The 12,599-nt window shown below is 40.7% G+C and carries 15 protein-coding genes; all 15 read right to left on the reverse strand.

Annotated elements, in window-relative coordinates:
* Positions 1 to 125: 125 nt before the first annotated feature.
* Positions 126 to 1,487 (reverse strand): apolipoprotein N-acyltransferase, encoded by a 1,362-nt coding sequence (locus tag LS71_RS08995; RefSeq protein WP_238700397.1) that lies wholly within the window; start codon positions 1,485 to 1,487, stop codon positions 126 to 128.
* An 8-nt stretch (positions 1,488 to 1,495) separates the two neighbouring features.
* Positions 1,496 to 2,266, reverse strand: a complete 771-nt coding sequence (locus LS71_RS09000; protein ID WP_034356632.1) for an enoyl-ACP reductase — start codon at positions 2,264 to 2,266, stop codon at positions 1,496 to 1,498.
* Positions 2,267 to 2,295: 29 nt separating this feature from the next.
* Positions 2,296 to 3,177, reverse strand: coding sequence for a 4-hydroxy-tetrahydrodipicolinate synthase (dapA, locus tag LS71_RS09005; RefSeq protein ID WP_034356626.1), 882 nt, complete (start codon positions 3,175 to 3,177; stop codon positions 2,296 to 2,298).
* Complete coding sequence (locus tag LS71_RS09010) at positions 3,177 to 4,472, reverse strand: M16 family metallopeptidase (RefSeq protein ID WP_238700399.1); 1,296 nt, start codon at positions 4,470 to 4,472, stop codon at positions 3,177 to 3,179. Before LS71_RS09010 ends, dapA begins: the two co-directional genes overlap by 1 nt.
* 27 nt (positions 4,473 to 4,499) lie before the next feature.
* On the reverse strand, positions 4,500 to 5,888 hold the full coding sequence (locus LS71_RS09015; RefSeq protein WP_034356623.1) for a quinone-dependent dihydroorotate dehydrogenase: 1,389 nt from the start codon (positions 5,886 to 5,888) through the stop codon (positions 4,500 to 4,502).
* Positions 5,889 to 5,960: 72 nt separating this feature from the next.
* Positions 5,961 to 6,887, reverse strand: coding sequence for a glycosyltransferase family 9 protein (locus LS71_RS09020; RefSeq protein WP_034356620.1), 927 nt, complete (start codon positions 6,885 to 6,887; stop codon positions 5,961 to 5,963).
* Positions 6,888 to 6,890: 3 nt separating this feature from the next.
* On the reverse strand, positions 6,891 to 7,877 hold the full coding sequence (locus LS71_RS09025; RefSeq protein ID WP_238700400.1) for a TIGR04372 family glycosyltransferase: 987 nt from the start codon (positions 7,875 to 7,877) through the stop codon (positions 6,891 to 6,893).
* Positions 7,878 to 8,216: 339 nt separating this feature from the next.
* The gene (locus LS71_RS09835; RefSeq protein ID WP_275051000.1) at positions 8,217 to 8,516 is read right to left on the reverse strand and encodes an O-methyltransferase; all 300 of its coding nucleotides are present in this window, start codon (positions 8,514 to 8,516) and stop codon (positions 8,217 to 8,219) included.
* Positions 8,470 to 9,015, reverse strand: coding sequence for an O-methyltransferase (locus tag LS71_RS09840; protein ID WP_275051001.1), 546 nt, complete (start codon positions 9,013 to 9,015; stop codon positions 8,470 to 8,472). Before LS71_RS09840 ends, LS71_RS09835 begins: the two co-directional genes overlap by 47 nt.
* Before the next feature lie 23 nt (positions 9,016 to 9,038).
* A complete protein-coding gene (locus tag LS71_RS09035) occupies positions 9,039 to 9,770 on the reverse strand; it encodes an SDR family NAD(P)-dependent oxidoreductase (RefSeq protein ID WP_034356956.1) in 732 nt (243 codons plus the stop codon).
* Positions 9,770 to 10,513 (reverse strand): class I SAM-dependent methyltransferase, encoded by a 744-nt coding sequence (locus LS71_RS09040; protein ID WP_052058226.1) that lies wholly within the window; start codon positions 10,511 to 10,513, stop codon positions 9,770 to 9,772. Before LS71_RS09040 ends, LS71_RS09035 begins: the two co-directional genes overlap by 1 nt.
* Complete coding sequence (locus LS71_RS09045; RefSeq protein WP_052058228.1) at positions 10,495 to 10,857, reverse strand: hypothetical protein; 363 nt, start codon at positions 10,855 to 10,857, stop codon at positions 10,495 to 10,497. The genes LS71_RS09040 and LS71_RS09045 overlap by 19 nt, the downstream gene beginning before the upstream one ends.
* Complete coding sequence (locus tag LS71_RS09050) at positions 10,854 to 11,177, reverse strand: hypothetical protein (RefSeq protein ID WP_138109927.1); 324 nt, start codon at positions 11,175 to 11,177, stop codon at positions 10,854 to 10,856. Before LS71_RS09050 ends, LS71_RS09045 begins: the two co-directional genes overlap by 4 nt.
* Positions 11,174 to 12,100 carry a class I SAM-dependent methyltransferase gene (locus LS71_RS09055; RefSeq protein WP_138109928.1) on the reverse strand — a complete coding sequence of 309 codons (927 nt, stop codon included), beginning with the start codon at positions 12,098 to 12,100 and terminating at the stop codon, positions 11,174 to 11,176. The genes LS71_RS09050 and LS71_RS09055 overlap by 4 nt, the downstream gene beginning before the upstream one ends.
* A 10-nt stretch (positions 12,101 to 12,110) precedes the next feature.
* On the reverse strand, positions 12,111 to 12,467 hold the full coding sequence (locus tag LS71_RS09060; protein ID WP_138109929.1) for an NAD-dependent epimerase/dehydratase family protein: 357 nt from the start codon (positions 12,465 to 12,467) through the stop codon (positions 12,111 to 12,113).
* Positions 12,468 to 12,599: the final 132 nt, after the last annotated feature.

A 12,599-nucleotide genomic window follows, 5' to 3' on the forward strand; every position in this document is an offset into this window, starting at 1 on the left:
GGATTAAACCAAATTTTATGTTTTGTAGATTACAATCCGCTCCAAATTTTTATCTGCTGACCGAAACTTAAACTCCACTTAAAGTTTCAAGATTCTAGATTCTATAAATTGGCTCAAGCTAGGTATCAAGGTGTGATGAGCGCTTGTGGCGATAAATTTGTCGCATGGAAAATCACGCTTCCATACAAGCGCGCATAATATTTCATAAGATTTTGCTGCAAAATAGGCTCAAGGCTTGGCACAAACCACGCATTATTGCTCGTTACAATCACATATTGAGGATAGTCTGCATAAAATCCTTTATTCGTCCCCTCATAACAAATAGCGTTTTTAAACCTTGCACCCTTAATGTCAAAATACCCAAAATCCTTGCCTGCGCTAAATCCCCCAATGCCCTCAAAAAATATATTCACTACAGGCAGCAAAAATGCGGGCAGATACTCCCCAAAAGGCACAAGCAGCACTTTATCATAGAAAGCTACTTCAGTATTTTCAAACTTATAGGTGGTATTAAAATACAACATACCCTCCTCGCCCATTTCCACACGCAACGCGCCTGTAACAATGGCAATATGCCTACTCAACTCGCGCAAAAGCGCAAAATAAGTGCTATCTTGTGTATAGATTCTATCTAGTGGCGCATAAAAGCTACTCTCTGGCAGCACCACCACATCATAGCCCTCACCAATAGCCTGCCGAATATGACTAATATGCTTATCAAAAATACTGCCCATACTCTGCATACGCCAAGCAAAATCCTGCTTAACATCGCTTTGAATGAGTTTAATGCGCAATGTGGTTATAGAATCTGTATCTTTATGCTTAAACGCGCCAAAATCAATGGCAAAAATGAGACAAGCTACCCCTAGTAACCGCCACCATCGCTCGTATTTGCATATAAGCCATAAGCCAACGATAATAAATGCCACACTTAGCTTATCCACACCCATATAGCTGTATGCAAACACGCTCTCAAGCACTATCCAGTCAAATCCTAAAGGCTTTACATAGCTTAATAACAATAAAAAAATAAGTCGCCACAGCAGGCATTCACACCATAATCCCACATAAAATATCACGCCCACCACAAGCCCTACAAGTATCGTTACTAGCGGGATTAAAAAGCTCATATCAAAATATCTAAGTCCCAAACCAATCCAGTAAAACCACAACACGCCAATAAAAAACCCCACGCTAAATCGGCGATTTTTAGGCGTAAGAAGCACACTTGCAAAGCTTAATAAGCCAAGCAAAGACGTTAAAAATAAAGGAGGAGTAAGAATGCCGCATACTTGCAAAGCCCACTGCGCATAAAAAGGCGCCATACACACAAAAGCAAATACAAAAGAGATAAAAAGCCATTTTATGAAAGGTAGAAAAGTCCTACTATCACGCCAAGAAAGCGCTATGTAGGGAGTTTCAAAGCATATGAGGCGAATATGCCTCATCAATTTATAAGCTAGATTCTGTAATGAATAAAAAATCATCGCAAAACTTACTTGAAAGTCGTGCCACCATCAATTACAATAGTTTGTCCTGTGAGCCACGCGCTCTGTGTCTCATCACAGAGAAAAAATGCCGCACCTGCTAAATCTTGGGGCGTTCCCATACGATTAAGGGGTGATTCTTCTTCTACTTTTGCCTTTACCTGCGCGTAATCAGGAAAAGCCTTAAGCGCGTCTGTATCAATGGGTCCCCCACTTACAGCATTTACCCTTATCCTCCACTCTCCAAGCTCGGTAGCGGCGTATTTCACCATAGTTTCCACCGCATTTTTAGCATTGCCATGCCCTGCATAATTTGGCATATACACTAAATTTCCAGTTGAGCTTAAAGATACTATCGCACCTCCGCCAAGCTCTTTCATACGCTTTGCCGCTTCTTGCGCGCCTACGACAAAAGCAAGCACTGTAGCTGTATAAATATTATTTAATCCGCGCGGTTTAAGCCGCATAAATGGCGCAAATCCCCCCGCCACAGATTTACCATAAATAATGGCATTAGATATGAAAAAATCCACGCGTGAAAAATCCTCATCGATTTTTTTAAATAACTCAATGTATTGCTCTGGCTCAAGGACATTAAGCGGATAGAATCTAGCCTTAATGCCATATTTTTCCTCCACATCTTGCGCTATTTTGGCAGCCTCTTGCTCATTTTTATTATATGTAAAAGCCACATTTACGCCATTTTGAGCAAATTTATACAAAATGGCTTTGCCAATGCCGCGCGTAGCTCCGCTGATTACAAGCGTTTTCCCTTTCATAAAATCCGTTGTAGAATCTTGAGCGTTTTTCATTGTTTCACCTCGTATTTTTCTAAGATTTCTTGTATTTTAGCCATATTTTCCTTAGAGGGAGGCACGAGTGGCAGGCGATATTCCAAGTTTTTTAATAATCCTTTTAAAAACATTGCCGCTTTTATAGGCACAGGATTACTCTCGCAGAATAAGACTTTATTTATTTCATACAACTTTGTATTAATCTCATAACTTTTTTGCATATCGCCCTTAAGCGCGTGGTGGGTTAAATCTGCAATTTCTTGAGGGAGGAGGTTGCCCGTTACAGAAATAACGCCCTTGCCATTATTTGCCAAAATAGGGTAATTGATAGCATCTTCACCGCTAAAAAGTGCTAAATGCGGCACTTCCGCGCCAAAAGCCACTACCCTATCCATAAGCCCAGCAGCCTCTTTAATCGCATAAATATTTGGACACGCCTCATACAAACGCTTTGCTGTTTCTATCTCAATACTAACCCCCGTGCGAGAAGGCACATTATAGAGCATAACAGGGATTTCAACAGCATTTGCCACTGCCTTATAATGCTCAAATAACCCCTCTTGTGTAGGTTTATTATAATATGGCGTAACGCACAAAAGCGCATTTGCGCCGCATTTTTGCGCAAAAATAGCTAGCTCCTTTGCCTCGCTTGTGGAGTTACTGCCCGCGCCTGCTAGCACTTTTACACTGCTCCCCTTACAAATTTGCACCGCTGCTTCAATGCACTCCATATGTTCTTTGTGCGAAAGCGTGGCAGATTCACCCGTTGTCCCTACAGGCACGCAAGCGTCCATTCCATAGGCAATCTGACGCTTAATAAGCTCCTCATACGAAACAAAATCGACTTTTTGATTTGAAAAAGGCGTAACTAACGCGCTCATCGCCCCAAAAACCATTATTTCTCCTTATCCTTGAGTATGACAACACTAAGAGAATCTGTAACAAAATATGTATTCGCCACTGCTTTAAGCTTTTCTACACTTAGGGCATTAATATCCCTCTCATAAGTTAAAAGCGGTGCAATATCGCCGCGCACAAGGTAGCTGCCAAACATATCCGCCACACTTGAAGCGCTCTCAAGACTATAGATAAAATCTGCTCTTGTATTAATCTTTAGCCTATCAAGCTCCTCTTGGCTAATATCACCTGCTTTAATCCTATCTAAGATTCTATAAATGGCTTTTTCAATCTCCTCTGCCTCCACGCCTTGCTTTGCTGTGGCAACAATCAAAAACACGCCCTCATCTTTCATATCCATATTATACGCATACACGCTTGTGGCTATTTCCTGCTTATCAATAAGCTCTGTTTGCAAAAGGCTTGATTTGCCATTGCTTAGAATATCGCCTATAGCGCTTAATGCCACTTGGTCTTTGTGTAAAAAATTTGGGATTTTATACCCCATAGCCACATACTGGGCTTGAGAATCTTTTTTGATAATAGCGCGCCTTAAGCCATCTTGAGGTGGCTCTTTTGCGCTCATTTCCGGGATTTTAGCACGATTTTTAAGTGCGCCAAAATATTTAGTCGCACTCTCAAATACCACTTTTGGCTCAATATCCCCGCTCACAAGCACAATGGCGTTTTGTGGCTGATAGTAAGTCTCATAAAATGCGACAATATCCTCGATTTTCCAACTTTGAATGTCATTCATAAAGCCAATGGGCGTCCAGTGATATGGGTGATACACAAAAGCTGTGTTAAAAAAGCGAAAATACAAATATCCCATAGGTGAATTATCTGTCCGCCACAACCGCTCCTCTGCCACGACATTGCGCTCTGGTGCGAACTCCTCATCTTTTAGGGCAAGATTACTCATAAGCTCGGCAAAAAGCTCTAAAGATTTATCAAGATTTTCTGCACTTGATTTAATAAAATAGCGCGTGTAGTCAAAACTTGTAGAGGCGTTATTCACGCCACCAAAGCCTTTTACTATCTCATCAAACTCGCCAGCTTTAAGGTTTTTTGTAGATTTAAAGCTTAGGTGTTCAAGCATATGGGCAATGCCGCTTTTTCCCATTACTTCATTGCGGCTGCCCACTTTATAAAATACATTAGTTTCAATCACACCACTTTTATTATGCAAGGGTACTACTACAATTTGCAAGCCATTTTCAAGCGTTTTGGTGTAATGCTTAGGCAAAATGCTTGGAGTTAAAGATTGCGTGTGAAAAATGCTACTTATACTCATTAAAACTCCTATTAAAAACTTCATATCCTACTCTTTTTCTGTATTTTGCTCAATATTTGGGCTTTGCTTGGTGCTTGTCACACTCTTTTTGCTAGCCTTTGTGGGGGCTTTTGGCGTAGATTCTGTATTTGCAGATTCTATGTTTTTAGCAGAACTTTTTGCATTTATAGATTTTTTGGATTGTCGTGATTTTTGGGAAGTAGATTTTGGGCTAGATTCTGTAGTGGAAGGCGTTTTAAATGTTTGGGTATTTTTTTTAGTAGATTTTAGAGCATTTGTGGTGATGGTTATAGAATCTGTGTTGGTTTTTTTGCCTGCCCTGCTAGTTTTAATGGCGCTAGTTTTAGTAGCGTGCTTTGTATGAATGCCCTGCCCTATGGCTTGGGATATATGCGCAAAACCATCAATCTTAAGCAACTCTAAAAGTCCTTCATTAATCTGCCTGCACAAGCTAGGTCCCTTAAAAATAAGTCCACTTAGAATCTGCACAAGACTTGCTCCTAATTTAATGCGCTCATACGCCTCCTGCGCGCTATCAATGCCTCCAACGGAGATAAGAATTGTGCGTGTGAAAAACGCCTCGCTTAAAATTTTTAGCACCTCTTTTGATTTATCCCTTAGCGCCTCACCGCTAATGCCCCCACTCTCTTGCGGATTTGCTAACACGCTATAATCAATCGTCGTATTAGTCGCAATGATGCCATTTACGCCACTATCAATGCTCATTTCTACCACTTTTAACATTTCATCTCTATCCATATCGGGCGAAATTTTCAAAAAAAGCGGCTTTTGCGTGTGTGAGCGCGCCATACTAAAAAGCTCCTTCACAAAATGCACATTCTGCAAATCGCGCAGGTGCGGGGTATTGGGCGATGAAAGATTAAATACAAAGTAATCACCCACGCTTAGAGATTCTAAAAGCACATTTTCATAATTTTTTAGCGAATCACTTTGAGCAATGATTTTATTTTTACCCACATTTATGCCTAGCGGAATACTATAGGGGTAGAGCTTGCTTAGACGCTTAATGATGGTTTGTGAGCCTTGATTATTAAAGCCCATAGCATTTTGCAAGCTTTTCTCTTCTATATGGCGGAAAAGTCGCGGCTTTGGATTACCTTCTTGTGGGGCTTGCGTGATTGTGCCAATTTCTAAAAACCCAAATCCAAGCGCGCTTAAACCCTTTATCATCGTAGCATTTTTATCAAATCCCGCCGCCAAGCCCACAGGATTATAGAATCTCATGCCTGCCACTTCTGTATGTAATGCCTCATCTACCACACAATACTGCCCCGCTGCCAAATCTTGCACAAAAGGTAGAGGAATAATATGCCTTAACGCCCACTCTGCTATATTATGCGCCTTTTCTGCATCAAGCTTAAAAATATAGGGAGAAAGCGTTTCATATATCGACATTAGACACCTCATAAGTTTTGTTTAAGTTTTGTAAAGGGGATTAAGGCTGTTATTGTAGCAGAAAAAATAAACTTATCTTGTAATGTAGGCGATGATTTCATCAATATCGATAAAATCCATGCAATGTTCTGGCATTTGACACTTAGGCTTATAGCAAGGAATACAAGGATAATTAATCTTAGGATAAATGGCTATACCACGATTATATAAATACACCTCTTCTCCACTTGTCGCACCATAAAGCACAACTACACGCTTTTTTAACGCAAGAGCTAAATGCACACCCAAACTATCGCTGCTTACTAAAATATCACAACCTGCTATCCAATCCATATATTCATAGAGATTATTCATACCCTGCTGCCAGCTGTATGTGATATTGCGCGCCTGCAGTTTTTGGGCTAGCTCCTCCCATTTGTATTTTGCCATAGCTTTTGTAGGCCATTTGCTCCCCACAAAGTGATTAAGCCCTATGGTAAAGTGATTTTGAGGTTTAGGCTTATAGCCTAGAGAATACTCTTGATTTTGCCACACACAGCCCACCATTTCAACAATAATTTTTTGCCAAATATCATGTGTTTTGCTCCCACTTGCTTTCTCTTTGATGTAATTTTTTGCCACAAATCCTTGCATATAAGTATCATACTCGCCACTTTGCACATTAAAGCGAAACCCTACTTTTTCCCATGCTTGTATCATATCCGTGAGCGCGCAAATACCTTGCAGTTTTTCAAGATTTACTACCATATCATAATGCTCTCTCATGAGTGCAAAGGGCATAAATTCGTCCCACACAAGCACTCTATCGATATATGGGTTTTCAATCACTAAGGGCAAGGCTTCTTGAGACACAAGCCAGCTAATATGAGAGTGTGGATACTTTGCTTTTAATGCCTCTAACACTACAGAGCAGCGCACTACATCGCCTAAACTTACAATTTTGCCAATCTCTGGGTCAAGCGTTTCAGAATATCCTAATTTTAAGATAAGAATTTTCACGCCCTAGTTCTCCAAAAACCACTTATTTTTGCGCAAAAAATCTCGCCCGATAGGATTTTTATTCGCACGTGCAGGCAGATAAGTATCATTAATTTCTGCATATAATGCTTGCAATTTTTTATCCTCATCAGTTTGTGTGAAGCTCCCATCTAATCGCTCAAACATCTCTTTAGTTAAGTCTAAAATTTCCTCTGGCGTGTTATCTATAATGCGGAGTTGATTTGTGGTGTAGAATTCGGCTGAAAACATACTTGTAGAAGTTATCTCATAATCACCTCCGTAGAAATAGTGTGCCTTCTTTTCTTCTGCAAGTCTAATCCACTGCCTAAAACTCACCATAGTGCCATTATGTGAATAAGTCTTTGGTATCCATATTGAATTTTTATAGGGCGGATTCCAATTAGCTGGCATATTTGCACCACAATAATGAGTGCCAAACAACGACACCACATCAGTAGCGCCAGAAGTTGAGCTTGATAGGACAAATTTTGCCCGATATTGCAAGTATATATCCATAAAATCACTGCGCCATTGTGTAAGGGGATAATCAATCACTCGCGCATGCTTATAACTCATAGCTTTTTCTACAATCTTGCCTAATCGCACGACAAACCCACCCCTTGCTAATATCTCATCAATAGCAAGATTTAGGCTATCAATATCACTATCGCGGTAATCATGGTGTGCCCAAGCTTTTCCACCCGTTATTTCATCAAATTCACCATAAGTTTTATCCAAATACGCACTATCTCTAGCAAAAATACACACAAACCAATCATTTTGCCCTATACCCATTTCTTGCAAGATTCTATCCCCTTCTTGCTTTTCTTCTTTGGTAAAGTAAAACACATTTTCAGTATTTTGATAGACCTCATATTCTGTGCCAGAATATGGTAATTCAAACACATACCTAGAATCAAAAAATGCGAGACATTTTCTCAGCCTCTCATAAAACAAATAGTGCTTATCTTTGTATGTTATCACCTCCACAATACTGCTCCACTTTTCAACTAAAAAATCATTAACGATAGGCAATGAAGCAATGAAAATTGTCCTTTGATTAGAATGCTTAGCTCTTTGCATGCGTATAAAACAATCGGTATTTATAGCAAGATGGCCTATGCGTGTTGTATAGAGTGTTGTAATTTTTGTTGGTTGTCTCAAATTAAGACACCACATATAAAAACTTGCAACACAAAACAATATTGCTTTAGCCACAGTTTTCACAATTATCCACACCGGCTTTGGCAAAACCGATTTGACAAAATCCTTACATTTTTTATACATACTCTCTCCTTTTTGCGCACAAGCGCGATGTAATATCTTTCACTAGCTTTGCTTCCATACCAAGCATACGCCTACACTCAAAGGCAATAAAACAGGAAACGCCCCGCTTTTTACCCGCACAGATTCTAAAAATCTCAATACCCCCTCCCCTTTCTGCGTGGTGGGCTTATCATTCAAAATATCTCCTTGAAATAGCCCATCATCAATCATTAGCACACCGCCCACGCGCAAATGTCCCCATAGTATAGAAAAATAATCTGCATAATGCTCCTTATTGCCATCAAGGAAGATAAAATCAAATATTACCCCCCCCCCCCCCCGCAGCATAAGCTGCTTGCGCATTTTCACCTGCCATAGCACTGCCATGCACGCTATCTAAAACATTTGATGATGTGCTATTGTGCATAATAGGCTGTTTTAGAATCTCAAATGCATCGCCCTCAAGCAAAGTAATATTATTCACACCATTTGCGGCAAAATTTTCACGCGCGATAGAAGCAAATTTATCATATTTCTCAATGCTCCATATATGCCCATTTTCACCTACATTACGCGCCATACTCATCGTAGAAGCCCCCACAAATGTCCCTATTTCTAGCACATATTTCGCACCCAAAATGCCTAGTATCATCTGCTGAAATCTCCTCACCACTGGGTCTGCACCCATATACTGCTGCGCGGGAAACTCTTTAGGAAACACTAGCTTTAAATCCTCAATATCATCACACCTAGAATACCTAATGCAGCGCTCATAAATGCGCTTATCCACTTCATCTGCCCTGCCCTTATAATAGTCCAAAATTTGATTTGGCACCATTCTTTCATACATTTCTTGCTTCATTTTTACTCCTTTTTAAGATTAAGCTACACAGCGCCGCTAAGTTCAAAAATAGCTCCGCTCATAAGCATATTATGTCCCTCTAAAACACTCCCTACAAACGCGCCCACCTCCTCTGCTTTGCCAAATCTCCCCAGTGGCTGCATAGATTCTATCTGCTTATAATGCGCCTCATTTTCCCTCTTTTTGCGCAGCCACACATCAGTATCGATGATGCCGGGCATTATCCCAAAAATACAAATATTATCTTTGGCAAAAAATCTCGCACAGCTTTTAATATAAGCATTTAGCCCAGCCTTTGCCGCTGCATAGCCCGGAGCAGTATTCCCAGTGAGTGCTGCCATTGAGGATATATGGCATATACTGCCTTTGCCCTGCTTTTGAAATAATGGCAGCAGCACTTCATTAATGCTAACAGCAATACCCATATTAAACGCCACACTTTCAAGCAATCCCTCCAAACCCAAAGGCTGCACATCGCTAAGCACCCTCCCGCCTACATTATGCACCACCACATCAATGCCAGATTCTATAATGTAATCATTAAGCGCCTTGTGGCTTTGTGGCTGTGTCAAATCAAGCGATAGAATCTCACACCTCACCTCTTCACACTGCTTTTTTAAATGCTCTAACGCCACCCTATCGCGCGCCACGCAAATCACGCAATCACCGCGCCTATGCAGCTCCAGCGCAATCCCTCTGCCAATGCCACGGCTTGCTCCAGTTATTAGCACCCTTCTTGCTCTTTGCTCATACATTAAAACGCCCTTATAAAATGATGTTTAGGATATTTAGCGCTAAGTTTTGCATAAAGACTTTCGCCTAAGGGCATAACAATCTCACACCCATCGCCCTCACTAGGCGATACAATGGGCAAGCCTAGATGTGTTTTGCCAATTTTGCGTTTATCCTCATCATAAAAGCACTGCGCCCACTCGCCTAAAACAAGCGCTACAAATGTGCTAATAGTCGTGCCAAAAACCCCGCCACTTGAGCCATTTGTGCGCAAAGATTCTAAAAGTGCAAGCACATCATTTAAATGTTTGCAATCAAAATAAAACATATCCGGATTCTCTATGCCTTGCTTAAGCGGCTGTTTTGAAGCGAGTAGCGTTATTTGGCGCGCTATTTGATGATGTGGCAAACTCACATAAAAACCCGCATCTATAAATAATTTATACAATGTGTAAAAACTAAAATGATGGCAATGGTCATAAGTAAATATATCCCACATATTTTGCGCCACATCAGGCACTTGAATAATCACCACTCCGCTATCTTTGAGCAATGTATAAAGCTTGCTTGCTGTTTTGCGTATATCACCAATATGTTCCAAGCAATGAATGAGCGTAATGCAATCAAACCGCCCCTCTATGGCCTCCACATTATCCCAGAATCTACTAAAATTAGGAATCTCCCAAAATAAATGCTCATTGTGCCTGCTCACATCATACGCATAAGTCTCTGCGTGGGGAAAATTTTTTATAAAACTATATAGCATGCCCCCCCCCCTGCACCATAATCCAAAATTTTTGGCGTGTGTGTGAAGTTAAGATAAGGTGCGCAATGCTCCAAAATAATTTGCGAGCGGCTTATTTGGTTATTTTGTGTATCAAAATGAGATTGCTCTGTATTTGGCAAAAGCACATCTGTTTGATAGTTGCTATAAATATTATGCAGCGTGCTTTGTTTAGGAAATTTCTGCAAATGCCCACACGCACTGCATTCATATAATGTAATACCCTCTTTAACTAACCCATTTTCAGAACTCATACTAAAATTATGCGCCCATTGATATATCATCTTAAGCATATGCCCACATATTGCGCATTTCATAGCTCTCATATTCTCACCTCCCTATGTAATGCCCCGCTAGGCAAATCCCTATCGCCCATATTGAGAAATGAAGGCGTATAAAGTGGGAAATACGCTAGCTCACTGCCTGCAAATGCTGCTTTGCATTTAGGAATGACTTTATGTTCATTCTCCTTATAAATACCTAGCAAAATCCCTAAGGGCTTATGTTTATTATGCATTTGTGAGACTTCTTGCAAAGATAGAATCTGCTTATTGCAGCCGGGCAAAAATAATCCTTGCTTCTCCTTTTGGTCATCAATGACAAAATCTATATAATCTTTCAAATAGCAATTAATATAATCTATCATACTATGCCCCCCCCCCCGTAAGCCAAAATACTCCCTCCGAGCGATTTAATCCCCTCCAAGGCAAGTGTGAGATTATTCACAAACGCGCTTTGTTTAGTGGCAAAGGCTAGTGCATCTTTTACATTTTGGCTAAAATCTATATCTAGATTCTGTATTTCCTCGCAAGGTGTGCAAAAATACACCATACTTTCTCCGCTAAAAAGATAATGCGCAGATTCTAAAATCTTAAAACCATTAGCTAGCAGCATATACTCAAGTGTGGGAGGTGTGAAATAATTTATATGCTCCTCCCATATAAAGCTCATATCCCCTCTAGCAATGGCACTAGCGCAATTTGGCACTTCTATCATCACTACAGAATCTACATCGCACAAAAGCCTAATCCCGCGCAAAAAAGACTCCATATCCTCAATATGCTCAAACACATGCCGCGTATAGATGAGATTAAATGCGCCATAAATGCCCTTTATCTCTGCTGCCCTTTTTTCATCAAAAAATCCGCTTAACACCTCTAATCCCCTATTTTTTGCCATTTCATACACATCTTTTGAAGGCTCAATGCCCACTGCTATGCGCGTATCCATACACTGCATAAGCTGGCTTAAAAACGCGCCATCATTGCAGCCTATTTCTAGCACATTGCCACTTTTGACATACGCACTAAGCTTATGCAGGAGTGCGCTAGCGTGTGGGTGGTTTTTCCACGAGGTGGGAAAGAGATAATTTTGATAGAGTAAGTCTTGCGAAAGCGGCTTTTTAATCTGCATAAAGCCGCAATGCTCACACGCACATACTTCAAAATCCCATTTGAGCGGACTTACAAGCGGCATGGGAGAGAGCTGTTTAGTTAAAAAATGCCCTCTTGTCTCCCACACATTGCGCAAGTTAGGACTTTTGCAAACTCTGCATTTGGTGTTTGTCATGCTTACTCCTTTAAGTTTTAAGATACTGCTCTAATGCCCACTCTATGCTATGAGGATTAAAGCCTAAAAGCTCTCTTGCCTTTGTAATATCAATGCGCGCGCTAAAGTTATTGCTAGATTCTGTATGGCTTACTTGGATTTGAGAATCTGAACGCAAAAGCGACTTTAAAAAATAAGCTATCTCATACAAGCTCATCGCATTTGATGCGCTGGTATAAAATAGCTCATAGCCGCTGCGCTCCCGCCCATATTGATAAGCCCGCATAAGCACATCTAGCACATCATTTATATGCAATAAAGTGCGCATATACCCCCCCCCCCCCCCCCCCCTCCCCCCCCCCCCCCCCCCTAATTTTGCCTTTTGCACGCCTGTGTCTGACCAGCCTAACTATGGCTTTGCCCTATTTATGCCTGTTTGATTACCCACGCTCTATGCTCGTTTTAAAAAGTCAATTTGCTCACCATATTAATATTTACCCCAAAGATTCATTGAATATTT

This window comes from Helicobacter jaachi, from assembly GCF_000763135.2.
Lineage (GTDB): Bacteria > Campylobacterota > Campylobacteria > Campylobacterales > Helicobacteraceae > Helicobacter_C > Helicobacter_C jaachi.